The organism is Cucumibacter marinus DSM 18995, from assembly GCF_000429865.1.
GTDB lineage: Bacteria > Pseudomonadota > Alphaproteobacteria > Rhizobiales > Devosiaceae > Cucumibacter > Cucumibacter marinus.
This window is the reverse complement of the sequence record NZ_AUCR01000001.1, coordinates 160499-183961: the sequence shown is the minus strand read 5'-3', so window position 1 is coordinate 183961 and position 23463 is coordinate 160499. Positions and strand designations below refer to the sequence as shown.

Annotated in this window: 22 protein-coding genes; 11 read left to right on the top strand and 11 right to left on the bottom strand. The window is 61.9% G+C overall.

Annotation, left to right across the window (positions count from 1 at the left end; all coding sequences use genetic code 11):
• The first annotated feature begins 17 nt into the window (after nucleotides 1-17).
• Nucleotides 18-980, top strand: coding sequence for a lipoyl synthase (gene lipA, locus G489_RS0101005; protein ID WP_029039935.1), 963 nt, complete (start codon nucleotides 18-20; stop codon nucleotides 978-980).
• The gene (locus G489_RS18600; RefSeq protein WP_051332180.1) at nucleotides 977-1417 is read left to right on the top strand and encodes a type II toxin-antitoxin system RatA family toxin; all 441 of its coding nucleotides are present in this window, start codon (nucleotides 977-979) and stop codon (nucleotides 1415-1417) included. The genes lipA and G489_RS18600 overlap by 4 nt, the downstream gene beginning before the upstream one ends.
• Here G489_RS18600 and G489_RS0100995 read toward each other — a convergent pair.
• Both G489_RS0100995 and G489_RS0100990 read right to left on the bottom strand, forming a co-directional pair.
• Nucleotides 1408-1902, bottom strand: coding sequence for a CinA family protein (locus G489_RS0100995; protein ID WP_029039934.1), 495 nt, complete (start codon nucleotides 1900-1902; stop codon nucleotides 1408-1410). The two genes, G489_RS18600 and G489_RS0100995, sit on opposite strands and share 10 nt — an antisense overlap.
• Entirely contained in the window at nucleotides 1895-3070 is a 1176-nt protein-coding gene (locus G489_RS0100990) for a bifunctional 2-C-methyl-D-erythritol 4-phosphate cytidylyltransferase/2-C-methyl-D-erythritol 2,4-cyclodiphosphate synthase (protein ID WP_029039933.1), read from the bottom strand. Before G489_RS0100990 ends, G489_RS0100995 begins: the two co-directional genes overlap by 8 nt.
• A 154-nt stretch (nucleotides 3071-3224) precedes the next feature.
• Here G489_RS0100990 and dusB point away from each other — a divergent pair, with 154 nt between their 5' ends.
• The 9 genes from dusB to hflX all read left to right on the top strand — a co-directional run bounded on the left by dusB (nucleotide 3225) and on the right by hflX (nucleotide 15366).
• On the top strand, nucleotides 3225-4247 hold the full coding sequence (gene dusB / locus G489_RS0100985; protein ID WP_029039932.1) for a tRNA dihydrouridine synthase DusB: 1023 nt from the start codon (nucleotides 3225-3227) through the stop codon (nucleotides 4245-4247).
• Entirely contained in the window at nucleotides 4244-5368 is a 1125-nt protein-coding gene (locus tag G489_RS18595; RefSeq protein ID WP_035871120.1) for a two-component system sensor histidine kinase NtrB, read from the top strand. The genes dusB and G489_RS18595 overlap by 4 nt, the downstream gene beginning before the upstream one ends.
• The gene (gene ntrC, locus G489_RS0100975; RefSeq protein ID WP_029039931.1) at nucleotides 5365-6819 is read left to right on the top strand and encodes a nitrogen regulation protein NR(I); all 1455 of its coding nucleotides are present in this window, start codon (nucleotides 5365-5367) and stop codon (nucleotides 6817-6819) included. The genes G489_RS18595 and ntrC overlap by 4 nt, the downstream gene beginning before the upstream one ends.
• Nucleotides 6820-7003: 184 nt before the next feature.
• Entirely contained in the window at nucleotides 7004-9322 is a 2319-nt protein-coding gene (locus tag G489_RS18590; RefSeq protein ID WP_051332179.1) for a sensor histidine kinase NtrY-like, read from the top strand.
• The gene (gene ntrX, locus G489_RS0100965; protein ID WP_029039930.1) at nucleotides 9323-10702 is read left to right on the top strand and encodes a nitrogen assimilation response regulator NtrX; all 1380 of its coding nucleotides are present in this window, start codon (nucleotides 9323-9325) and stop codon (nucleotides 10700-10702) included.
• 42 nt (nucleotides 10703-10744) lie between these two features.
• Nucleotides 10745-12121, top strand: coding sequence for a Trk system potassium transporter TrkA (trkA, locus tag G489_RS0100960; protein WP_029039929.1), 1377 nt, complete (start codon nucleotides 10745-10747; stop codon nucleotides 12119-12121).
• 10 nt (nucleotides 12122-12131) lie between these two features.
• Nucleotides 12132-13574, top strand: a complete 1443-nt coding sequence (locus G489_RS0100955; protein ID WP_029039928.1) for a potassium transporter TrkG — start codon at nucleotides 12132-12134, stop codon at nucleotides 13572-13574.
• A gap of 164 nt (nucleotides 13575-13738) precedes the next feature.
• Nucleotides 13739-13996, top strand: coding sequence for an RNA chaperone Hfq (gene hfq / locus G489_RS0100950; RefSeq protein ID WP_029039927.1), 258 nt, complete (start codon nucleotides 13739-13741; stop codon nucleotides 13994-13996).
• Nucleotides 13993-15366, top strand: coding sequence for a GTPase HflX (gene hflX / locus G489_RS18585; protein ID WP_081691321.1), 1374 nt, complete (start codon nucleotides 13993-13995; stop codon nucleotides 15364-15366). Before hfq ends, hflX begins: the two co-directional genes overlap by 4 nt.
• Before the next feature lies 1 nt (nucleotide 15367).
• Here the strand turns inward: hflX and mazG are convergent, their stop codons facing one another.
• The 9 genes from mazG to G489_RS0100900 all read right to left on the bottom strand — a co-directional run bounded on the left by mazG (nucleotide 15368) and on the right by G489_RS0100900 (nucleotide 23417).
• Nucleotides 15368-16198, bottom strand: a complete 831-nt coding sequence (mazG, locus tag G489_RS0100940) for a nucleoside triphosphate pyrophosphohydrolase (protein ID WP_245578786.1) — start codon at nucleotides 16196-16198, stop codon at nucleotides 15368-15370.
• Between the two features lie 95 nt (nucleotides 16199-16293).
• Entirely contained in the window at nucleotides 16294-16515 is a 222-nt protein-coding gene (locus G489_RS0100935; RefSeq protein ID WP_029039925.1) for a tautomerase family protein, read from the bottom strand.
• Between the two features lie 209 nt (nucleotides 16516-16724).
• Nucleotides 16725-17237, bottom strand: coding sequence for a hypothetical protein (locus G489_RS0100930; protein ID WP_029039924.1), 513 nt, complete (start codon nucleotides 17235-17237; stop codon nucleotides 16725-16727).
• Nucleotides 17238-17357: 120 nt separating this feature from the next.
• Nucleotides 17358-18170, bottom strand: a complete 813-nt coding sequence (locus G489_RS0100925; protein ID WP_029039923.1) for an MBL fold metallo-hydrolase — start codon at nucleotides 18168-18170, stop codon at nucleotides 17358-17360.
• 1 nt (nucleotide 18171) lies between these two features.
• On the bottom strand, nucleotides 18172-18948 hold the full coding sequence (locus tag G489_RS0100920) for a TatD family hydrolase (RefSeq protein WP_029039922.1): 777 nt from the start codon (nucleotides 18946-18948) through the stop codon (nucleotides 18172-18174).
• Nucleotides 18949-18950: 2 nt separating this feature from the next.
• Nucleotides 18951-20498 (bottom strand): methionine--tRNA ligase, encoded by a 1548-nt coding sequence (gene metG, locus G489_RS0100915; RefSeq protein WP_029039921.1) that lies wholly within the window; start codon nucleotides 20496-20498, stop codon nucleotides 18951-18953.
• A 14-nt stretch (nucleotides 20499-20512) separates the two neighbouring features.
• The gene (locus G489_RS18580; RefSeq protein WP_035871117.1) at nucleotides 20513-21556 is read right to left on the bottom strand and encodes a DNA polymerase III subunit delta'; all 1044 of its coding nucleotides are present in this window, start codon (nucleotides 21554-21556) and stop codon (nucleotides 20513-20515) included.
• Between the two features lies 1 nt (nucleotide 21557).
• Nucleotides 21558-22217: a dTMP kinase gene (tmk, locus tag G489_RS0100905; RefSeq protein ID WP_029039920.1), complete on the bottom strand. Its 660-nt coding sequence runs from the start codon at nucleotides 22215-22217 to the stop codon at nucleotides 21558-21560.
• Between the two features lie 33 nt (nucleotides 22218-22250).
• Nucleotides 22251-23417: a D-alanyl-D-alanine carboxypeptidase family protein gene (locus tag G489_RS0100900; RefSeq protein ID WP_029039919.1), complete on the bottom strand. Its 1167-nt coding sequence runs from the start codon at nucleotides 23415-23417 to the stop codon at nucleotides 22251-22253.
• Between the last annotated feature and the right edge of the window lie 46 nt (nucleotides 23418-23463).

Genomic DNA, 23463 nt, shown 5'->3' with positions numbered 1-23463 from the left:
ACGATAAGGAACACCTTGTGGTTACCCTGATCGACACGACCGAGGCCGCGCCGCGTGCGCGGCACCCCGAAAAGGCCCATCGGCCCGACAATCCGATCATGCGCAAGCCTGACTGGATCCGGGTGAGGGCGCCGGGGTCTCCGGTCTACAAGGAAACCCAGGAGATCGTGCGCGAGAACAATCTCGTCACAGTGTGCGAGGAGGCCGGTTGCCCGAATATCGGGGAATGCTGGTCCAAAAAGCACGCCACCATGATGATCATGGGCGAGATCTGCACCCGCGCCTGCGCGTTCTGTAATGTGACGACCGGCATTCCCACCCCGCTCGACCCGGACGAGCCGGAAAACGTGGCCATCGCCGCAGAAAAGCTCGGTCTCAAGCACATTGTGATCACCTCGGTCGACCGCGATGACCTTGAGGATGGCGGCGCCCAGCACTTTGTCGAGGTGATCGAGGCGCTGCGCCGGCGTTGCCCGGAGACGACCATCGAGATCCTGACGCCCGACTTCCTGCGCAAGCCCGGCGCGCTCGAGAAGGTCGTGGCGGCCAAGCCCGACGTCTTCAACCACAATCTTGAAACCGTGCCGTCCAAATATCTGACGGTGCGGCCCGGTGCCCGGTATTTCCATTCGATCCGGCTTCTTCAGCAGGTCAAGGAACTCGATCCCACCATCTTCACCAAGTCCGGGATCATGGTCGGGCTGGGCGAAGAGCGGAATGAAGTTCTGCAACTGATGGACGATCTGCGTTCCGCCGATGTCGACTTTCTGACCATCGGGCAGTATCTGCAGCCGACCAAGAAGCACCACGCCATCGAGCGCTTCGTCACCCCCGATGAGTTCAAGGCCTTCGAGAAGATCGCCTTCGCCAAGGGGTTCCTGATGGTCTCTTCCAGCCCGCTCACCCGCTCTTCGCACCACGCAGGCGAGGATTTCGAACGGTTGCGCGCCGCCCGCGAGGCCAAGCTCGGACGGGCATGAGACAGATCGACTTCGCCAAGCACCTGCCTTACACCGCCGATCAGATGTATCGGATGGTGGGGGACCTGAAGGCGTATCCGGACTTTCTGCCCAATTGCTCGAGCATGGAGGTCTGGTCGCCGCCGGGGGCCGATAAAGACAATGTGCATGCCCGGATGGGCATCCAGTTCGGGCCGGTGCGCCAGGCCTATACGAGTGAAGTCACCTTCAACCCGGAGGCGCTGACCATTGCCGCCAGCGCCATCGACGGGCCGTTCTCGCATCTCGACAGCCTTTGGCAATTCGTACCGGCGGAGGAGGGATGTCACGTGACCTTCGACATTTCCTTTGCCATCGCCAACCCGCTCATTGCGGCGGTCGCCGAGCCGGCCTTTGCGGCCAAGCAGGAAGAGATCATTGCGGCCTTTCTCGACCGCGCCCGCGAGCTTTACGCCTGATCGAGCACTTCGAGCACCAGCCTGAGCACCGTCTTGACGGTCTCTGCCCGGATGACCTCCCGGCCGATGGCGCCGAAACGCTCTTCACGATGAATCGTCAAACCCTTGATCGCACAGCCGAAATGCACGAGCCCGACCGGCTTGTCCGGTGTGCCGCCATCGGGACCGGCAACGCCGGTGACAGCCACCGCAAGATCGGCGCCGGATGTTTTCAGCGCGCCTTCGGCCATGGCGCGCGCGACCTCTTCGGAGACCGCGCCTTTGTCTTCGATCAGTGCCATCGGCACGCCGATGAAATCCCGCTTGGCTTCATTCGCATAGGTCACGAAGCCCCCGTAAACCGCTGACGATGAACCGGAAACCGAGGTCAACGCCCCGGCGATCAGTCCGCCGGTACAACTTTCCCCGGTCACCATCATCATGCCCCGGGCAGTGAGAGCGTCGATCACCCGTGAGGCGAGAGCGGTTGTCTCGGCATCAAACATCGCGCGGCACCTCGATACTGGCACTCGCCATGGCGGCTATACCTTCGCGGCGGCCCGTGAACCCCAGTTGCTCGCTGGTCGTGGCCTTAATCGACACCCGGTGCTCGGCGATACCGCAGATCCCGGCAATGACGTGGCGCATGGCCTCGGCATGCGGTCCGATCTTCGGGGTTTCGCAGATGATCGTGACGTCGAGATTGACAATGCGACCGCCCTTGCCGGCGACCAGTTTCGCGGCGTGGTCGAGAAAGATCCGGGAATCCGCAGCCTTCCATCGCGCCTCGCTGGGCGGGAAATGCCGCCCGATATCGCCCTCGGCCAACGCGCCATAGAGGGCGTCGGTGATCGCGTGCATCCCTACATCCGCATCTGAATGCCCCTTGAGCGCGGCGTCATGCGGGATCTGCACGCCGCAAAGCGTGACGTGATCCCCGGCCTCGAAAGCGTGAACGTCGAAGCCGGTTCCGATCCGGGTTTCCATGGTGACGTCTCCCTGGCCGTGAAAGTCCTCGGCATAGGTCAGCTTGGTGTTGGTGGCTTCGCCTTCAACCAGCGTCACGGCAAGCCCGGCCCATTCCGCGATCGCCGCATCGTCGGTGAATTCACCGGGCTCGTCGGCTGCGCGGCGATGCGCGTCAAGAATCGGAGCGAACGCAAAGCCTTGTGGGGTCTGGGCCGCGAACAGCCGGCTGCGGTCGAGTGTCCGGCCGGCGTGATCCCCGTCGTCGGATTGCTTGATGGTGTCGGTGACCGGCCGAACGGGCAGGGCGCCGCCACGGGCTCCCGCCTCTGCGGCGACCCGCACAATCAGCTCTTTCGTGACGTTGGGGCGGGCGGCGTCGTGGATCAGGGCCACCGGGACGCCGGTTTCCCCCAGCGCTTCCAGCCCCGCCAGCACCGATTGCTGGCGCGTGGCGCCGCCGGGAACGGGGGCCAGAATCCTCGGATCGTCAAGGCCGAGGGCGTCGTAGTGCGCCCTATGGTTTGGCGCGATGACACAGACCAGTGCTTCAAGCCCCGGAGTGGCCAGAAAGGCCTCGATGCTGTGCCGGATTACCGGTTTGCCTCGATAGGGGCGATATTGCTTGGGGAAGTCGCCCGCGCCCATGCGGCTGCCCGAGCCGGCGGCAACGAGAATGGCAGCAAAGGGTTGGGCAGGCGGCGGCATGGCATATGGTCGCTTGATTGTTCGGTCCCGCCGGTTTACGCAGCCGCCGCGAGCGGCGCAAGCGCCGCCAATGCCAAACTGCCGCATTGATGTGCAGATCGCGATTGTCTATTAATTAGGCAATCAGGTGCCCTTGCGTAGAATTGAGGCAAATATGGAGCGGACGCTCCCGGAAATCTCTCTCGGCAACGTGACCTTTCCCGGCAATGCGTTCCTGGCGCCATTGTCAGGGATCACCGACCGCTCGTTCCGCCGCATTGCCGAGCGTTATGGTGCGGGTATGGTGGTCTCCGAGATGATCGCCAGTGCTGCGCTTGCAACCGGGCACGAGGACATGCATCGCCGCCTCGGCAAGCCGGCGCGTCTGCCGCATATGGTGCAGCTCGCTGGCTGCGAGGCCGAATGGCTGGCAGAAGGCGCATGCATTGCCGAGGATGCCGGCGCCGAAATAATCGACATCAATATGGGGTGCCCCGCCAAGCGGGTGACAAACGGCTATGCCGGTTCGGCGCTGATGCGTGTGCCCGATATCGCCATCGGCCTTGTTGAGGCGGTTGTTAAGGCGGTGAAGGTGCCGGTGACGGTCAAGATGCGCCTCGGATGGGACGATGCCGACCTCAATGCGCCTGACATGGCGCGTCGCGCCGTCGATGCCGGCGCGCAGATGATCACCGTCCACGGCCGGACCCGGCAGCAATTCTACAAGGGTGAAGCCCGCTGGGAGCCCATCCGCGCTGTTCGCGACGCGATTGATGTGCCGCTTGTCGTCAATGGCGACATCCTGAGCTTCAAGGATGCCCAGGAGGCGCTCGCGCTCTCAGGCGCCGATGCGGCGATGATCGGGCGCGGCGCTCAAGGCAAGCCCTGGATTGTAGGTCAAATCGCTGACCAGTTGGCAGGCAGGGCACCAAAACCGGCGCCGCAAGGCGACGATTTGGCAGCACTCGTGGTCGAGCACTACGATTTGATGCGCGACGAATATGGCCCCGAACTCGCCGTCCGGTGTGCCCGCAAACATATCGGCTGGTATCTCGATACACTGGCTGAAACCGCCAATGTCGACGCGGAACAACGCAAGGCCGTTTTGACCGAAGACGATCCCGCCGTCGTGACGCGCATGCTCGGCGATCTGTTCTCCGACACCGGTTCGCCTTCGGCAGAAAGAACCGCCGCATGAGCGACACCAATCACACCCAGATCGCAGCGGCCGCCATGCGCGCGCTCGCCCAGCCGGTGCTGGTCTGTGACGACAATCTCAGCATTGTCTACGCTAACTATGCGGCGGAGAGCTTCTTCAAGACCTCGGCGACTGTCCTGCAGCGCCAGTCGCTGACCGATCACATTCCGTTCGACTCGCCTTTGATCTCACTGGTGACACGCGTCTTTGAGCGCGGAGCGCCCGCCAGCGAGTACCGGGTGTCGCTGGGCACAATCCGCATCGGCGAGGACCGGGTGGCTGACCTGTATGCCAGTCCCTTTGCGGAAGGTGAGCCGCTTGTGGCGGTGCTGATCCAGGAGCGCACGATCGCCGACACTATCGACCGGCAACTGGTCTCGCGCGGCGCGGCCCGTTCGGTGATCGGCCTGGCCGGCATGCTGGCTCATGAGATCAAGAATCCGCTTTCCGGCATTCGCGGCGCCGCTCAGCTTCTTGAACAGTCCGCAGGCGAAGACGATCGCGAATTGGCGCGTCTCGTTCGCGATGAAGCGGACAGGATCGTCTCGCTTGTCGACCGCATGGAAAAGTTCGGCGACGATCGTCCGCTCGAAGCCGAACCCCTCAACATCCACTCGGTGCTCTCCCGCGTGAAGCTTCTGGCGCAGAACGGCGTGGCGCGAGGCATCGACATCGTCGAACACTATGACCCCTCGCTGCCGCCGGTCATGGGCGACCGCGATCAGCTCATCCAGGTCTTCCTGAACTTGGTGAAGAATGCAGCGGAAGCCTTTGGAAACAGGGAAAAAGCCACGATTACGATATCGACCGCTTTCCGGCCGGGCATCCGCATCCAGGTTCCCGGTGTCGCCGAACGCGTGTCGCTGCCCCTCGAGATCGTGGTCGAGGATAACGGCCCCGGTGTGCCCCAGGACGTTCTGCCGCATCTGTTCGAACCTTTCGTCACCACCAAGACCACAGGCAGCGGACTTGGTCTCGCGCTCGTCGCCAAGTTTGTCGGCAACCATGGCGGAGTGATCGACTGCGCCAGTCATCCCGGTCATACCCGGTTCCGCGTTCTGCTGCCGCTCGCCGCCGATTCACGGGCACCCGAGCAACGTCCGGTGGAGGAAGAGGCATGAGCGCGCAGACCGTGCTTCTTGCCGACGACGATGCAGCCATCCGCATGGTCCTCAACCAGGCGCTGACACGGGCCGGTTACGAGGTGATGCCGACAGGCAATCTCTCGACCATGTGGAATTGGGTGTCCCGGGGCGAGGGCGATATTCTGGTGACCGATGTCGCCATGCCTGACGGCAATGCCTTTGATGTCATGCCCCGTATCCGCAAGGCCCGCCCGGACCTGCCCATTGTGGTGATGAGCGCACAGAACACCTTCATGACCGCGATCAAGGCTTCCGAATCCGGTGCCTATGAATATCTGCCCAAGCCGTTCGATCTCGATGAGCTGACCGCGATTGTTGGACGCGCGCTCGCCGATGCCCGCGCCTCGCGCAAGTCGAACGGCGATAGGGAAGTGCAGTCCGAACAGATGCCGCTGGTTGGCCGCTCGGCGGCCATGCAGGATATCTATCGCGCGCTTGCCAGGTTGATGCAGACCGACCTGACGGTGCTGATCAATGGCGAGAGCGGCACCGGCAAGGAGCTGGTTGCCCGCGCGCTCCACCAGTTCGGACGCCGTCGCAATGGACCCTTTGTCGCCATCAACATGGCCGCCATTCCCCGCGACCTGATCGAAGCCGAGCTTTTCGGGCACGAAAAGGGTGCGTTCACCGGGGCTACGAACCGAAGTGCAGGCCGGTTTGAACAGGCCGAACAGGGGACGCTGTTTCTCGATGAGATCGGCGACATGCCGATGGAAGCCCAGACCCGGCTTTTGCGGGTGCTGCAGGAAGGCGAATATACCCGTGTCGGCGGCCGGACGCCGATCCGCACCGATGTGCGGATCATCGCAGCCACCCATCGCGATCTCAGCCAGCTCATCCGTCAGGGCCTGTTCCGCGAAGACCTTTACTATCGGCTCAATGTGGTGCCGCTCCGCCTGCCGCCGCTCAGGGAACGGCTCGATGACATTCCCGATCTCGCCAATCACTTTCTCGCCGAAGCACAGGGCGAGGGAGATCCGGCGCGCGATTTCAGCACCGCCGCGCTCGACGCCATGCGCGCCCATGAGTGGCCGGGCAACGTCCGCGAACTCGAAAACCTCGTTCGCCGCATTGTGGCGCTTTATGCAGACGAAACCATCTCGCCCGAGATCGTGCGCGCCGAACTCAATGTCGGCGACGCACCGTCAGCGCCATCTGGCAGTTCGAGCCCCGGTGACCTGACGAGCGCGGTCGAGGCGCATCTGTCGGGATTGTTCCAGCGCTACCAGCCCGATCTGCCGCCAGCCGGACTGCATCAGGACCTGATCGCAACCGTCGAAGCGCCGCTGATTTCCATGGCGCTCAACGCCTGCGGCGGCAACCAGATCAAGGCATCAGAGCTTCTCGGCATCAACCGCAACACCTTGCGCAAGAAGATCGCCGCCCATCAGATCGAGATTGTTCGACAGACCCGCCGGGACGGATAGTGGTCTTCGCACAACAGCCCATTTAGAGGCCGGTCACGACACTGTCACATTTTGGCAACAAACCTATTGAACACCTGCCGGAAATTGGCGACTCTACGGTGTTTTCCGTGCGCTTGAGTCCCAGATAGCGCGTAGCGACAGGCGACCCCCTGATGCGCCAATGACAACAAGGCTTGGGCGATCCATGACCGACAGCGAGAAACAGCCGCCGTCCGCATCGCCCGGGGCTGGCCGGATCAGGCAGATCTTCTTCTCCACGAATCGCGGGCTGCGCATCCTCGGCGTCATCGTCGTCGCCGCCTCGGTCGTCGCGGCCGGTTTCTCTTTCCTCGTCTTGATGGGCGCCACGCCGCTCGACCCCGAGCCTGAAGTCTGGGGTTATATCTGGGCCGTGAATGCCGCCTTGGTTCTGCTGGTGATTGCGCTGCTGATCACCGAAGCGTGGATGCTGGTGCAATCGCGCGTGCGCAAGCAGGCCGGCTCGCGGCTTCACGTGCGGCTGGTGATCACCTTTGCCGCCATTGCCGCAGTGCCCGCGCTTCTGGTCGCGGTCGTCGCAACGCTGACGCTCAATCAGGGGCTCGATTACTGGTTCTCCGAACGCAACCGGGTGATGGTCGAGAACTCGCGCCTGATCGCGCGCTCCTACATGCTCGAACATGCCGAAGTGCTGCGCGACGATATCGTCGGGGTTGCCGCCGAACTCGAGCAGGCACGCAATACCTTCGAGAGCGACCAATCCACTTTCCAGCGCATCTTCACCAATATCGTGCAGGTGCGCGCGCTGCCTTACGCCATGATCATCGATGGGAACAAGAATGTGGTCATGCGCGCGCAAACCAGTTCGGCGGGGCCCACACCGGGATTGCCGGAGGGCGATCTGAGTGGGGTCACTGTCGGCCAGCCGACGCTGATCTCACCGGGCCGGACCAATCTGATCGGCGGGATCGTGGGACTGCGCGGCTATCAGGGGCTCTATCTGTTCGTTGCCCGGCCGGTCGATGCCGAAGTGCTCGAATATATGCGCCTGACGGACCGGAACGTGTCAGCCTACCGCGAATATGAATCGAGCCGGCTGGTTTTCCAGCTCACCTTTGCCATTCTCTATTTCGGGCTCGCGGTCATTCTGCTGCTTGCTGCGGTCTGGGTCGGTATCGCCATTGCGAACCGGCTCGTGGCGCCGATCCGCAACCTCATGGTGGCCTCGAACCGGGTGTCGGAAGGCGATCTCGAGGTGCAGGTGCCGCTGATCGAAAAGACCGGCGACATGCACGACCTGTCCGACCGGTTCAACCGCATGACCCTGCAGCTCAATTCGCAACGGCAGGCGCTCTTGCAGGCCAACCAGACCATGGACCAGCGGCGCCAGTTCACCGAGGCGGTGCTGGAGGGTGTGTCCGCGGGCGTGGTGGGCCTCGACCAGTTCGGGCGCATTACGCTCCTCAATGGCCGGGCCAGCCTCATCCTGGCCACAAACGAGCCCGACCTCGTCGGCATGCATTTGAGCGAAGCCGTACCCGAACTGGAAACTTTCCTCGAAAAGGCCGCCCATGCCCGGCGCGGCAAGATCCAGGAACAGATTACCCTCAAGCGCTTTGGCGAGGAGCGTATCTATCAGGTGCGCGCGACGCGGGAGGGCACGGTGACCGATTCCAAGGGTTTCGTATTCACCCTTGACGACATCACCGACCTGGTGGCCGCACAGCGCACCAGCGCCTGGGCCGATGTCGCCCGCCGCATTGCCCATGAGATCAAGAACCCGCTGACCCCGATCCAGCTTTCTGCCGAACGGTTGCGCCGGCGCTATTCGAAAAAACTCGAGGATGATTTCGAGGTCTTTGACAAATGTACCTCCACCATCGTTCGCCAGGTTGGCGATATCGGTCGCATGGTCGATGAATTCTCGGCCTTTGCCCGCATGCCGACCGCCCAGATCCAGCCCGCCGATCTCGCGGAAACCGTACGCCAGGCTGTGTTCATGGAAGGGGTGCGGCACGCCGAGATCGAGGTGACCGCCGATATCGGCAAGGGGCCCGTGATCGTGCCGTTTGACGACCGGCTGATGTCGCAAGCCCTGATCAACCTGATCAAGAACGCCGCCGAGGCCATCGAAGGTGCGGATATGAGTCAAATTCCCGATCCGCACATCTGCGTGTCGATCGAGGAACAGCCCGGCTCGGTTTGCGTAAAGGTATCTGATAATGGGGTCGGGTGGCCCGGCGAAAGCCGGCAGCGCCTGCTCGAACCCTATATGACGACACGGGAAAAAGGCACCGGGCTGGGGCTTGCCATTGTCTCGAAGATCATCGAACAGCATGGCGGCACGATCGAACTGCTCGATTCAGAACCGGACGAATCCGGCCGGGTAGGGGCGTGCTTTGCCTTCACCCTGCCGCGGGCAGCTGCGGAAACCGCGCCCGAAACGCCGTCTGAGGGCGGCGAAGACCCGAACAAGGATCATGAGAAGGCCGCAAGCGAAGCGCTGGCCGTCGTGGAGAAGTAGATGGCGTTGGACGTATTGATTGTCGACGATGAGGAAGACATCCGCGAATTGATCGGCGGCATCCTCGAAGACGAAGGCTATGCCACGCGCTCGGCCCACGACTCCGACAGCGCGCTCGCGGCCATCGCCGCGCGTCGGCCCAACCTGGTCTTTCTCGATATCTGGATGCAGGGCAGCTCCCTCGATGGCTTGCAGCTGCTCGATGCGATCCAGACCAGCTATCCTGACATTCCCGTCGTCATGATTTCAGGGCACGGCAACGTCGAAACCGCGGTTTCCGCCATCAAGCGCGGCGCCTACGACTATATCGAGAAGCCGTTCAAGATCGATCGGTTGCTGCTGGTCGCCCAACGAGCGGTCGAAACCCAGCGCTTGCGGTCCGAAGTCGCCGAACTCAAGGAAAAGACCGGGGAGGGACCGGCCAATCTGATCGGGAATTCCCATGCCATGGGCCAGATCCGCTCGGCGCTCGAAAAAACTGCACAGAGCAATTCACGGGTCATGATCTCGGGCGCGACCGGCACCGGCAAGAGCCTTTGCGCACGCGTCCTGCACGACATGTCCCATCGCGCCAGCGGTCCCTTTGTCGAAGTCAATCTGACCCTTTATCCGCCGCAGGACATCGCCACCGCGCTGTTTGGCGAGGAGCGCCAGACGGACAATGGTGGGCAGGTGACCGCCGGTGCGCTCGAACGCGCCCATGGGGGCACCATCTATCTTGGCGAGGTCTCCGTTCTGCCGGACGACGCCCAGGCGTCGCTGTTGCGGGCCCTGGTTGAAAACCGATTTCAACGGGTCAACGGCCATGGCACTGTCGACGTCGATGTGCGGCTGGTCTCCTCGACCTCGGCCAATCTCTCTCGCCTGATCGAGACCGGGCAGTTCCGCGCCGATCTGTTCCACCGCCTGGCCGTGGTTCCCGTGCACCTGCCACCCCTCAGGGAGCGGCGCGAGGATATCCCGGAACTGGTCGCGACGTTTGTCGAGCGTCTCTCGAAGATGAACAATTTGACCGGGGTCTCGATCTCCGAGGATGCCCTGGCCGTGCTGCAGGCGCAGGACTGGCCCGGCAATGCGCGTCAGCTCAAGAACGTGGTCGAGCGGCTGCTGATCCTGTTGCGGGACAATCTGCCCGCGGATGGGGTGATCACCGCCGCCATGCTGCCGCCCGATATTGGCGAAGTGCTGCCAACCATGGACGACGCCGAGGCGAGCACGCATCTGATGAGCCTGCCCTTGCGGGAAGCCCGCGAGATCTTCGAGCGGCAATATCTCGTCGCCCAGATCGAGCGGTTCGGCGGCAATATCTCCAAGACCGCGGAGTTCGTGGGCATGGAACGCTCGGCGCTGCACCGCAAGCTGCGCTCGCTCGGTCTTTGATCCCATCCCCAACTGGCAACAAGGCCAAAAGGTTCAACAATCATGCGCGTGATCATTTCAGGGGCGGGACAGGTCGGGTACGGCATTGCCGAGCGGCTGTCGATCGAGGGCAATGAAGTCACCGTCATCGACAACAATCCCGAACTCGTCCAACGCATCCGCGACACACTGGATGCGCGCGGCATTCACGGGCATGGCTCGCACCCTGACATTCTGGCCCAGGCCGGTGCGCGCGACGCCGACATGCTGATCGCCGTGACCCAGGTCGACGAGGTCAACATGACCGCCTGCCAGGTCGGTCATTCGATCTTCAACATTCCGACCCGGATCGCCCGTATCCGTGCCCAGAGCTATCTGCAATCCGAATGGAGCAATCTGTTCGCCCGCGACCATCTGCCGATCGACGTGATCATTTCGCCCGAGGTCGAGGTCGGTGACATCATCCTGCAGCGCATCGCCTATCCCGGCGCCTCGGACATCATCACCTTCGAGGACGAGCGGGTTGTCGTGCTGGCCATCGACGTGAAGGAAGATTGCGCGGTCATCGATACGCCGCTCAACCAGCTCACAGACCTGTTTCCCAACCTCAACGCCACGGTGATGGGCGTGCGCCGTGACGGCAAGCTACTGGCGCTGCATTCGCGCGACCAGATCCTGCCGGGTGACGAGGCCTATGTGGCGGTCTCGCGCGACCAGGTGCACCGCACCCTGGCCCTGTTCGGCCGCGACGAGCCGTCTCCCTCGCGCATCGTTATTGGCGGTGCTGGCAATATCGGGCGCTATGTCGCCTCGAAGCTCGAGGCATCGGGGCAGGGCGTCTCGATCCGCCTCATCGAGGCCAGCCGCGAACATGCCCAGGCCGCCGCCGAAACCATGTCCAATTCAATCGTCGTCTATGGCGATGCGCTGGCCGAAGACATCATGCGCGAGGTCGACGTCCGCGACGCGCACATGTTCCTCGGCCTGACCAATGACGATGAGACCAATATCCTGTCCTCGGTGCTCGCGAGCGAACTGGGCTGCCCTTCGACCATCGCGCTCGTCAACCAGACCCAGTATCCGCGCTTTGCCCGCCGGCTGGGTGTCGATGCGTTCATCAACCCCCGTGCGGTCACGGTCTCCAAGATCCTGCGCCATGTTCGGCGGGGCCGCATCCGCGGCGTCTACACACTGCATAACGGCGCGGCCGAGATCATCGAGGCCGAAGCGCTCGAAACCTCGCCGCTGGTCGGCCGCCCGTTGAGAGATTTCGAATTCGGCGCCGGCGTGCGCGTCGGTGCCATTATCCGGGGCAGGGAGGTGCTGCTGCCTTCCGGCGATGTCCGTGTCGAGGCAGGTGACTTCGTGATCGTCTTCGCAGTCGCCTCTGCCGTCCGACAGGTCGAGCAGATGTTCCGCGTCAGCATCGACTTCTTCTGAGGTCCTGGCGATGCCCACCACCTTCGTCCTCGCCTCTGCAGCGCTCGCCGGCTACGCCGTCGCGCTGCTGCTGCCGCTGGTTGCAGCGCTCGCTGCCGGCGACTGGCGAAGCGCCGAAGGGCTGGGGTTGAGCGCGCTCGCCTACATCTTCGTGGCCGTGAATGTCTTCTGGGCGCTGCAGACCCGCATGCGCCCGCTCTCTCGCGCACAGACATTCTCGCTGGTTTCGGTGACCTGGGCGGTGATGACCATTGCCGCAATGCTCCCGATCCTCATCGTTGAACGGCACGACTTCACCTCGGCCTTTTTTGAGGCGGTTTCGGCGCTCGTCACGCTCGGAGTCAGTTTCGGGGCGGCCGATGGCGCCACGCCCGCGCCGGCCATGATGGTGTTCCGAGCGATCACCGCCTGGTATGGCGGCTTTCTGGCCCTGATCATCATCATTTATGTGCTCGCGCCCTATCGCGTCGGCGGCCTGCCCAACCGCAATCTGCGGCTCGTCCTGCACTCCAAGAGCGGCCGTGATCCGCGCCTGGTGCGAACGGCCGGCGAGATCTTCGTACCCTATGCGGCCTTCACCCTGGCCTGTGCCGTGGCGCTGATGGTTGCCGGCGTGCCACCGCTTGGTGCGGTGATTGCCGGGTTTTCAGCACTCTCCACCAATGGCTATCTGCCTTTGGCAACGGGTGGATCGGTGTTCAACAACAAGGCCGCCGAACTCGTCATGGTGCTGTTCATGATCATCGGTGGCACATCGATCCTTTGGCACAATATGCTGCTCAGCCGGCGGGTTGAGCTGCTCGGCCAGCATAGGGAAAGCTATGCCTTCATCGGAGTTGTCGTGGGGGTTGCCGTTCTCACGACACTGATCACCCTGCTTGGCATCAATCCCGTCACCGGTTCAGTGATCGATGTGTTCGTGCGCCGCCTGTTCGACGCGGCATCGATCCTGAGCACTTCCGGCATCGTGCACACACCGGGCCTGGGCTTCTCCATGCCGCTATTGCTGGTGCTGATCCTCGCAACGGTGGGGGCGGGCAGCTATTCTCCGGGCGGCGGTCTGCGCATGTTTCGGGTCGGTGCCATGTTGACCCACACCCTGCACGAGACGCGACAGCTCGTTTTTCCACATGCCGTGCTCCCTGGAAGGTCCGGCGGCAATGCCGAGGATTTCGTCAATATCCGGTCGATCTGGAGCTTCTTTTTTGTCTTCCTGCTGACCGTTGCCTTGGCGACTCTCGCCTTTGCGATTATCGGCTATTCGCTCGAAGGGTCCTTGTCTCTGGCCATTGGCTCCCTAAGTTCGATAGCAGGGGTTGTTGGCATTGGCCTCGCTGAATTCGCAGGACCGGTACCGGATCCGGCGACTGAAGTGGCCATTGCACTGGTTGCGCTTGCAGGGCGCATCGAGATGCTGGTGATCCTGGCGGTTGCGGCGCGCGCCGAGTGGTAGTCGTCGCCAAGATACTACAAAGTACAGGTAAACTGTGTCATACAACCGTTGTTAAGTGGCACTGATATGCGTCATGGCGCAACCCGGCTGCGGTACGAGGCGCTGAGGGGACGTCATAAAAACAGAGCCGAATCGAACGGCTCGCACCGAAAAGAGGCCGCCCAATGCCCAGTGAAAAGAATCAGAATTTACAGGACGCGTTTCTTAATCACGTCCGAAAGAACAAAGTTCCGGTGACCGTTTTTCTGGTCAACGGTGTAAAACTTCAGGGTGTCATTACCTGGTTCGACAATTTCTGCCTGTTGTTGCGTCGGGACGCGCAATCGCAGCTTGTCTACAAGCACGCCATTTCGACGATAATGCCAGGCGCGCCGATCCAGCTTTTTGACCCCGATGGTGGCGACAAGGACCAAAACGACTGACTCCGTCTCATAACCAGCCGCAAGACGAGGGCTTTTCCCTCAAGCGCGGCCCGAAAACCTTTGTTGACCGGCGCGTTGCACCAACCCGTGCCGGCCTCATCTGCCCCGACACCGGAGACAAGGCCGCGGCGCGCAGCGCCGAGGCGCGTCTTGCTGAATTCGAGGGGCTGGCGCGCGCCATCCGTCTCGAAATCGCCTTTTCCGAAATCGTGCCGGTCAAGATGGTCAAGCCCGCGACCTATATCGGGGGCGGGCAAGTCGAGCGGCTGCACGACCTTGTTGAAAACGACAAGATCGAGCTGTTGCTGATCGATGCGCAATTGAGCCCGGTCCAGCAACGCAATCTCGAACGCCAGACAGGCGCCAAGGTGCTCGACAGAACCGCGCTTATCCTTGAAATCTTTGGTGAACGCGCAGCCACGCGGGAAGGTGTGCTCCAGGTCGAACTGGCCCATCTGAGCTATCAGAAAGGGCGGCTTGTCCGCTCATGGACCCACCTTGAGCGCCAAAGGGGCGCGCAGTCCTTCATCGGCGGCCCGGGTGAAACCCAGATCGAAGCCGACCGGCGCTTGCTCCAGGAACGTATCCTGGTGCTCGAAAAGCGCATCGACAAGATCGCCAGCCAACGGCGCGAGCAGCGCAAGGCTCGCAAGGCCGCGCGCATGCCCGTCATCGCGCTTGTCGGTTACACCAATGCCGGCAAATCGACCTTGTTCAACCGGCTGACATCGGCCGGCGTCGTGGCGCAGGACCAGCTCTTTGCCACTCTCGATACGACGGCACGCAGGGCGAACCTGCCAAAGGGCAGGGAGGTCCTGTTCACCGACACCGTCGGGTTCGTGTCGGACTTGCCCACGAGCCTTGTCGCTGCCTTCCGCGGGACGCTCGAGGAAGTCACTGAGGCCGATATCGTCTTGCATGTGCGAGACCTGGCGAGCCCCAGTACGGTCGCCGAGGCGGAAGACGTGATGCAGATCCTTGGTGATCTGGGGGTCGACCCCGCGACAACGCCGATGATCGAGGTCTGGAACAAGATTGATCTGATGGATCCCGAGCGGGTTCAGGCTCTGCGCAACGCTGCGTCCGGTGACACCCGCATTGTCGATGTGTCAGCCTTGACCGGGGAGGGCATGGATACCCTGTTTTCCGCCATCGAAGAAACTCTCGACGGGGCCAGCCGGGATTACTGGATGACGCTTCCGGTCAGCGACGGACGCCGCCTGAGTTGGCTCTACGACCATGCGGAAGTGATTGAACGCCAAAACCGGGACGATGGCGGAAGCGATTTGCACGTCAAGGTCCCACAATCGGAAATTGCTCAATTTCTGTCGAAATTTAACGACATTTCCTTGAGTAAGACATCCGCTTGATTCAGCGTGATTTCGCGTCTTTGTCGGCGGCCCGGACTTCGCCCCAATAGGCTTCGAGTTGGCTGATGCCGACGGTTCCGATGTCGATACCGTCTTCCCGGCAGCGTGCTTCCACGTGATGGAAACGGCGCGCGAATTTGAGATTGGCGTCGCGCAACGCAGCCTCCGGGTCGACCCCGTGTTTGCGGGCGAGCTGGGCGGCGGAGAACAGCATGTCGCCGATCTCTTCTTCGACATGTGAGCGGTCGCCGGTTTCGGCTGCGGCGGCGACTTCATCGAGTTCCTCACGCACCTTGGCTGCGGCGCCTTCGGGCGAATTCCAGTCGAAACCGACCTTGGCCACGCGCTTGCCGATCTTCTCGGCACGGGTCAGGGCGGGCAGAGCGTTGGGCACATCGTCGAGCACCGAAGGCGGTGCGGCGTTGCCGCCCGACTTGGCAGCGCGCTCCTTGTCCTTCTGTGCTTCCCAATTGGCCTTGGCACCTGAGGCTTCGGTGCGCTCGACGTCGCCGAACACATGTGGGTGGCGGCGGATCAGTTTCTCGGTAATCGCGTAGATCACGTCGCCAATGTCGAACAGCCCATCTTCCTTGGCCATCTGCGCATGATAGATGGGCTGCAACAGCAGATCACCGAGCTCCTCGCGCAAATGTGCGTAGTCCTCACGCTCAATGGCGTCGGCAACTTCATAGGCTTCCTCGATCGTGTAGTGCCGGATCGACGCGAAATCCTGCTCGAGATCCCATGGACAGCCGGTTTCGGGGTCCCTGAGTGCCGCCATGATCTCGATGAGCCGCGACAGATCGCGGGACGGTTGGATGGTGCTCGGCATGGGTAAATCCCGGTGGAGTAGCGATCCTCCGGTCCTATGCGATGCTGCAAATCGGTGCAAGTCACGCCACGCAGCCGTCACGTCCTGACAGAGTTCTAGCTCGACTGCTTCCGGAAATCATCGACGGGCAGCCCGCCGATGCCCCAATTGTCCATTTCAACCTCATCGATCACGACAACGGTCGTTTTCGGGTCTTTGCCCAGCACGTCCTGGAGCAAAGCCGTGACGCCCTCGATCAACCTTGCTTTCTGCTCGGCACTCGGTCCGGTGCCGGTAGGTCCGCCTTCACGAGTGATTTTAATGTTCACATAGGGCATGCGCTGCGCTCCGGTTGCGGTGAAACGAATCCGGCGGATGCCGGTCACCATATCGAGACGCGACGCATCGTTGATGTCGAGTGGAATGTGGATGTCGCGGTCTGCAGGCTTTGCTGGCACCGGCGAGCGTCCGGCAGGGGATTGGCATCCGTCTCAAAGGCCGGCCCAACACGTCAACCTCCTCACATAACGGATTCGCATAATATATATTATGGAACTTTTTTGGTTATGCGGGATGGTAGCCGCCGCTCACGGCAGCGGCCGATATCCGGCGAAATGGGCTCGTGCTCCGCTCCCTGAATCACGTGCAGCTTCACCTCAAAGGCGCGACCACTCATCAGCACCGCAGTGCAGCGATGATTGCCATCCAGCAGATAAAACCCGTTCCGCGGCAATCTGCATGCCGGCACGTCCAGGCGAACCGGCTCTGCTGCTGCGCAGCATTCCTGTCGCATGAGCTCAATGTCTGATTGCACATTGTCTGGCAGTTCATGAAACCGCAGCATGGCCTCTGCGAGCGTGATCTTCCGGGTCAGGATCCAATGCAGGAAGTGTGGATCGAGGCGCCCAAGACTTTCCTGGAATGCGGAATAGACCTGACCCAGTTCAGCCGGATCAGTCAGAACCGTGGTTTGGATCTCGTGGCCGCGCTCATGCACCGCGGCCCAGTCAAGATGAACCCGGATATCCGGAAATGTTGCTTTGAAGGTCTGCAGATCCATGTGGTTCCCGGCGCCGTTTATCTCAGGCTTTCATAAAATGAAGCTTGTCGGGCGTCGAGCATGCAGATCAGCAAAAGAAAGCGGGAAGGGCCCCTGCCCCCCGTTTTCACACCGGCCGGCCTAGCCCTTGATCGCTATTTCCATACCGTCATAGGCCGGTTCGACACGGTCTGGCGTGTCTCGGAGTACGGTTTCGTAGTCCATATCGATATGCATGTTTGTCAGGATGGCCCGCCGAGGATTGACGCGGTCGATCCAGTGCAAGGCGTCGGGCAGCGAGAAATGGCTGACATGCGGCGTGGGCCGCAAGGCATCGACAATCCAAGTCTCAAGGTTCTCAAGTGTCGGTATAGAAGTGGATGGCAAGCCATTGATATCACAAGAATAGGCGAGGTTCTTGATTCGATATCCCAGCGAGTCGATATTGCCATGCCTCTGGGTAAAGGCGGTGAGTTCGAGTGTCCCGCCCTCGCCTTCGACCGAAACGGTTTCACCGTCCTCTACATAGTTCGCATTCAGGATCGGCGGATAGTCGCTCTCGGGCGGTGACACGAAGCAATAGCCGAAGGCCGCCAGCATGCGGACTTCTGTGGCGCGCGAATAATAGACATCGACACGGCGGCGACTGTTGAGCGCCAGCACGCGGAGATCGTCGATCCCATGCGTGTGGTCGGCATGTTCATGGGTGTAGAAAACGGCATCGACCTCGGACACGCCGGCATCGAGCAATTGTTCGCGGATATCGCAACCGGTGTCGATCAGGACGCGAGTTTTGCCGCCATCCTTTTCGCCCGTGATCAGCAGCGCACAGCGCCTGCGGCGGTTCCTGGGATTGTTGGGGTCGCAATCACCCCAGTCATTGCCGATACGTGGCACGCCGCCGGACGATCCGCAGCCCAGAATGCGCGCGGTGATCCGGTCGGGCGCAACCATGTTATCGCGCCGCCTTGGCGAACAAACGGTCGAAATTGGCCGTCGTCGTCTCAGCGAGTTCCTCGAACGCCATGTCACGAAGCTTGGCGACGAATTCGGCCGTGTTGCGCACAAACCCCGGTTCGTTGGATTGGCCCCGATGCGGCACCGGCGCCAGGTAAGGCGCGTCGGTTTCGACCAGCATGCGGTCGGCGGGCACGGTCCGGGCGACCTCCTGCACCGCTTTGGCGGAATTGAAGGTCACAATGCCGGAGAACGACACATAGCCGCCAAGGGCAAGGCCGCGTTTCGCAAGTTCGGGCCCCGATGAGAAACAGTGCAAAACGAAGGGGAAGGCCCCCTTCCCTGTTTCTTCCTCAAGGATCGCGGCGACGTCGTCGTCTGCTTCCCGCGCATGGATGACGAGCGGCAAACCAGTCTCCCGGGCCGCTGCAATGTGACGTCGAAATCCGGTTTCCTGTGCGTCACGGGGCGAGTTGTCATAGTGGTAGTCGAGCCCGGCTTCGCCAATCGCCACGCATTTGGGATGCGCCGACAGCCTCACGATCTCCTCGACATCGATATCGAGTTCCTCATGGGCATTGTGCGGGTGCGTGCCGACCGAGCAGTAGACATTCTCGAACCGCTCGGCGATGGCCGTGATCTCGTCGAACCGCTTGATCCGCGTCGAGATCGTCACCATTCGTTCGACGCCAGCCTCTCTGGCGCGCGCCATCACGCCTTCGATATCGGATTGAAGGCTGTCGAAATCGAGATGGCAATGGCTGTCGACCAGCATGATCAGGCGTCGTCCTTCTCGAGCCGGCGGAAGACCGGTTCGGGCGTCGGCAGCGCGGTGCCAGGCACCAATTTGGCCTCGTCCGAAACATGCGCGATCGTGCGGGCGCCTTCAGCCACCCCGAGGAAATCGAGGATCCGGCCCGCCGAATCCGGGACAATCGCCAGCGCCGGAATGGCGAGGCGCCGGATGGCTTCTGCCGTGACATAAAGAACGGTCTGCATGCGCGCGGGATCGGTCTTCTTCAGCGCCCAGGGCTCCTTCCCGGCGAAATAGCGGTTGGCGTCTGCAACCACATCCCAGATCGCTGCGACAGCATCATGAACATGCTGACGGTCCATTGCGGCCCGTGCCTTGCCGATCGCGTTGACGCAAGCATCAAGCAAGGCCTGGTCTTCATCTGTCAGCGCGCCGGGTTCGGGGATCTTGCCCTCGCAATTCTTGGCGATCATCGACAGTGAGCGCTGGGCCAGATTGCCGAAATCATTGGCGAGATCGGCATTGCAGCGATTGATAAAGCGCTCGCGGGTGTAGTCCCCGTCATTGCCGAAATTCACTTCCCTGAGGAAATAGTAGCGCACCGGGTCGGTGCCAAATTCACCAAGCAGATCAAAGGGATCAACCACATTGCCCAGCGATTTGGACATCTTCTTGCCTTCGCTGGTCAAGAACCCGTGGGCATAGACGCGCTTGGGCAGCGGCAGCCCCGCCGACATCAGGAAGGCCGGCCAATAGACCGTGTGGAAGCGGATGATGTCCTTGCCGATGACATGCACGTCCGCCGGCCAATAGCGCTTATAGCTCTCCGATTCCGTATCCGGATAGCCGACGCCCGTCAGATAGTTGGTCAGCGCATCGACCCAGACATACATCACGTGTTCGGGCGCATCGGGCACCGGAATGCCCCAGTCGAAGGTCGTGCGCGAGATCGACAGATCGAACAGCCCGCCCTTCACGAAGCTCATCACTTCATTGCGGCGCGAGGCCGGACCGATGAAATCAGGGTTCTTTTCGTAATGCGCCATCAGCCGATCGGCGAAAGCGGACAGGCGGAAGAAATAGCTGGTTTCCTCGACCCACTCGACCGGCGTGCCTTGCGGCGACAGCTTTTCGCCATCCTCGCCGGCTTCGAGCTCGCTCTCGTCGTAATAGGCTTCGTCGCGCACCGAATACCAGCCGGCATAGGTGCCTTCAAAGATGTCGCCATTGGCCTGCATCCGCCGCCAGATATCCTGGCTCGCCTTGTAATGGCGCTCCTCGGTGGTACGGATGAAGTCTGAATTGGACATGTTGACCGCCGCAGCCAGCTCCTTGAACCGCTCGGAATTCTGCTGGGCCAGTTCCTGCACGGTGATGCCCTTGTCCTGAGCCGTGCGCACCATCTTGATGCCGTGCTCGTCCGTGCCGGTCAGAAAGAACACATCGAACCCGTCCAGCGCCTTGAACCGGGCAACGGCATCAGCCCCGATCATCTCATAGGCATGCCCGATATGCGGGGCGCCGTTCGGGTAGTGAATAGCCGTGGTGATGTAATAGGCGGGCTTGGACATGGATCGGATTCGCTTCATTCGGCCCGCGGCAGAGTGCGGACATCGTCGAGTATGGTCAAAAGGGTCTGTTGGCGGTCGAGATTATAGATCTGCTGCTCTTGAGCCAGAGCCTGCGCCTTGTCCCACAGCGCGAGAAGGCTTTCAAGCCGCCAGCGGCCCCCTGCCCTTGTCAGCGCCGCATGCCGCGTTTCGGCGGCCAGCCAGTCGGCAATCCGCTCGAGAGCAAGGTGAAACCCGCCACTGTCGCGCTTGGCTGTCAGCGCCGCCGCGATCTCGAGGTGATCGGTGCCGGAATGCCGCTCGGCATGGCTCAACCAGGTTTCAAGCGCGTCGAGCGCGGCGCTGTCGGTCAGCCGCAACACCTCGAAGGCCTTGCGGGGCCGGCCATGCGCCAGCGAGAGCGCGTGTTCGAGGTCGCCGGTGTCGTCCGTATCCGTCTGCGCGGTCACTGCCCGCTCAGTATCCTCAGGCGAGAGCGGCTGCAGGCTGAGGCTGCGCGTACGCGACCGGATCGTGGGCAACACGGTGCCCGGCCGATGGGCGATGAGGATGAACAGGCTCGACGCCGGCGGTTCCTCAAGCGTTTTCAACAGCGCATTGGCCGCATTGCGGTTGAGGTCATCCAGCGCATCCACGATGGCAATCCGCAGCCCTGCCCGTGCCGAGGAATGATGGAAGAAGCTGTTCACCCGCCGCACATCGTCGACGGTGATCTGCGTCCCGAACCGGCCGGTCTTGGGATTGGGCCGGCGCCGCAGCAGCGTCACATTGGGATGCGCGCCTTGTGCGATCTGTTCGCTGACCACTTCCGCGGACTGATCCGAACTGCGGGCCAACAGCGATCGGGCCAGATCAAATGCCAGCGTTGCCTTGCCGATCCCGCGCGGACCATGCACCAGCCAGCCATGATGCAACTTGCCTTCCTGGTGAGCGTCGAGCACCGCATCGCGCGCTGTGGCATGGCCGAACAGCGCACGGGTCTGCTCAGGCGGCGTGACCCCCGGAATCTCGTCATATTCGCGTTGCGGGGTCTCGTCCTGTGGCTGGGCGCGGGCCATATCAGCTCGCCCGTTGCAACTCGGGGAACCGCTTGACCACCACTTCCCAGATCGCGTCTTCGAGCGCGTCCTCGTCGCGATTGGCGTCGAGCACGATGCAGCGATCAGGATTATTCTTGGCGATCGACAGGAAACCGTCACGGAGCTTACGGTGCCAGTCGAGCGTTTCCTTCTCGAACCGGTCGGGCGGCACCATCAACCCGTCTTCTTCCGCGCGCATTGCCACGCGCTCGAACGCGATTTTGGGATCCATGTCGAGCAGCACTGTGAGATCGGGCGAGCGGCCATTGAGTGCCAGCACTTCAAGCGCATCGATCAGCTTGTCCGGCACCCCGTCGGTGAGACCCTGATAGGCCCGTGTTGAATCATGGAACCGGTCCGAGAGAACCCAGCTGCCGCCATCAAGATTCGGTGCGATCAGTGATTCGACATGATCGAACCGCGCCGCGGCGAACAAAACCGCCTCGGCCCCCGCACCCCACTCCTCGCACTTGCCTTGCAGAATGAACGAGCGGATTGCTTCGGCCTTGGGCGTTCCACCCGGTTCACGCGTGCGCACAACTTCAATGCCTTCGCGCGACAGAGAATGCATCAAGCGTTTGATTTGCGTGGACTTTCCGACGCCCTCGCCACCTTCGAATGTGATAAAACGGGCGGTCATTGCGTGAAGAGGGCTCCCGCTAGCACTCGGCGTCTAGAGCGCCCGGAAAAGCCAGCCGAGCGTGAGTTCCTTGAAAGCATCCGTGGCCTTGCGGATGAGCCCCCCTTCTTTCACCGTCTCGGCGGCGTAGAGCGGAGAGGACTGGATCAACTGCTCATCGCACCAAACCTTGAGCGCTGCAACCTCCGCTCCTTCTTCCACAGGGGGCATCAGCGGTCCGAAATAGACAACCGAGGCGCGCAGGCAACGCTGACCGCCCTTGGGCAGGTAGAGTTCGACCGCGCCACGGCCGATCAGCGGCACTTCGGGCTTCTCCCCGCCATAGACAAGCGCATGATCGACGACCTCCCCTTCATCGAAGGCCTGGATGTGTTCGAAACTGCGGCTGCCCCAGGTAACGAGCTTGCGCGCTTCTTCCTTGCGTTCGGAAATCGAATCCATGCCGTGAAGCACGGCAATCAATCGCCGCCCGCCTTCAGTGGTCGAGGCAACGATGCCATATCCGGCAGCCTCGGTATGGCCGGTTTTCAGCCCGTCTACGCCGATTCCGTCGCCCAGAAGCGTATTGCGGTTCGATTGCTTGATCCCGTTCCACTCAAAGCTCGGCTCAGAGAAGATCGAATAGTATTCGGGGTACTCATGGACAACATGGCGGGCGAGCTGGGCCAGATCGCGCGCTGTGACGTGCATTTCGGGGTCTGGCAGCCCGGTCGAATTGGTGAAATGCGAATTCTCGAGACCGATCTCATCGGCCATGTCATTCATCATCAGGACGAATGTGCCCTCGGTCCCGCCGATCCCCTCGGCAAGGGCGATGCTGGCGTCGTTCCCCGACTGGATGATGACGGACTTGACGAGGTTCTCGACAGCGACCTTGGAATTGAGTTCGGCAAACATCGTCGAGCCGCCGGACCCAGCTCCGCCCTCCCGCCAGGCCTTTTCGGATATGAAAAATTCATCGTCGAGGGAGAGCCGGCCTGTCTTCAGTTGGTCGAACACCACGGCGATGGTCATGAGCTTGGCCATGCTGGCCGGCTCCATCTCCGTATCGGCGTTTTTCTGGTAAAGGACCGTGCCGCTTTCGGCATCCATCAGAAGCGCAAACCGGGCACGGGTATCGAATTCGAGCTGCGCACTGGCCGGGGTGATGGCCCCCAGAACCGTGATGATCAGAACCGGTACAAAATAACTCAGCCGCACAGCAACACGCTTTCCCTAACGGTGTTCTGCCCCCGGGGTCGACCCA

Coding starts and splice junctions, on each gene's coding strand:
- G489_RS18600 (WP_051332180.1), top strand. CDS start 977: ATGAGACAGATCGACTTCGCCAAGCACCTGCCTTACACCGCCGATCAG.
- G489_RS0100995 (WP_029039934.1), bottom strand. CDS start 1,902: ATGTTTGATGCCGAGACAACCGCTCTCGCCTCACGGGTGATCGACGCT.
- G489_RS0100990 (WP_029039933.1), bottom strand. CDS start 3,070: ATGCCGCCGCCTGCCCAACCCTTTGCTGCCATTCTCGTTGCCGCCGGC.
- dusB (WP_029039932.1), top strand. CDS start 3,225: ATGGAGCGGACGCTCCCGGAAATCTCTCTCGGCAACGTGACCTTTCCC.
- G489_RS18595 (WP_035871120.1), top strand. CDS start 4,244: ATGAGCGACACCAATCACACCCAGATCGCAGCGGCCGCCATGCGCGCG.
- ntrC (WP_029039931.1), top strand. CDS start 5,365: ATGAGCGCGCAGACCGTGCTTCTTGCCGACGACGATGCAGCCATCCGC.
- G489_RS18590 (WP_051332179.1), top strand. CDS start 7,004: ATGACCGACAGCGAGAAACAGCCGCCGTCCGCATCGCCCGGGGCTGGC.
- ntrX (WP_029039930.1), top strand. CDS start 9,323: ATGGCGTTGGACGTATTGATTGTCGACGATGAGGAAGACATCCGCGAA.
- trkA (WP_029039929.1), top strand. CDS start 10,745: ATGCGCGTGATCATTTCAGGGGCGGGACAGGTCGGGTACGGCATTGCC.
- G489_RS0100955 (WP_029039928.1), top strand. CDS start 12,132: ATGCCCACCACCTTCGTCCTCGCCTCTGCAGCGCTCGCCGGCTACGCC.
- hfq (WP_029039927.1), top strand. CDS start 13,739: ATGCCCAGTGAAAAGAATCAGAATTTACAGGACGCGTTTCTTAATCAC.
- mazG (WP_245578786.1), bottom strand. CDS start 16,198: ATGCCGAGCACCATCCAACCGTCCCGCGATCTGTCGCGGCTCATCGAG.
- G489_RS0100935 (WP_029039925.1), bottom strand. CDS start 16,515: ATGCCCTATGTGAACATTAAAATCACTCGTGAAGGCGGACCTACCGGC.
- G489_RS0100930 (WP_029039924.1), bottom strand. CDS start 17,237: ATGGATCTGCAGACCTTCAAAGCAACATTTCCGGATATCCGGGTTCAT.
- G489_RS0100925 (WP_029039923.1), bottom strand. CDS start 18,170: ATGGTTGCGCCCGACCGGATCACCGCGCGCATTCTGGGCTGCGGATCG.
- G489_RS0100920 (WP_029039922.1), bottom strand. CDS start 18,948: ATGCTGGTCGACAGCCATTGCCATCTCGATTTCGACAGCCTTCAATCC.
- metG (WP_029039921.1), bottom strand. CDS start 20,498: ATGTCCAAGCCCGCCTATTACATCACCACGGCTATTCACTACCCGAAC.
- G489_RS18580 (WP_035871117.1), bottom strand. CDS start 21,556: ATGGCCCGCGCCCAGCCACAGGACGAGACCCCGCAACGCGAATATGAC.
- tmk (WP_029039920.1), bottom strand. CDS start 22,217: ATGACCGCCCGTTTTATCACATTCGAAGGTGGCGAGGGCGTCGGAAAG.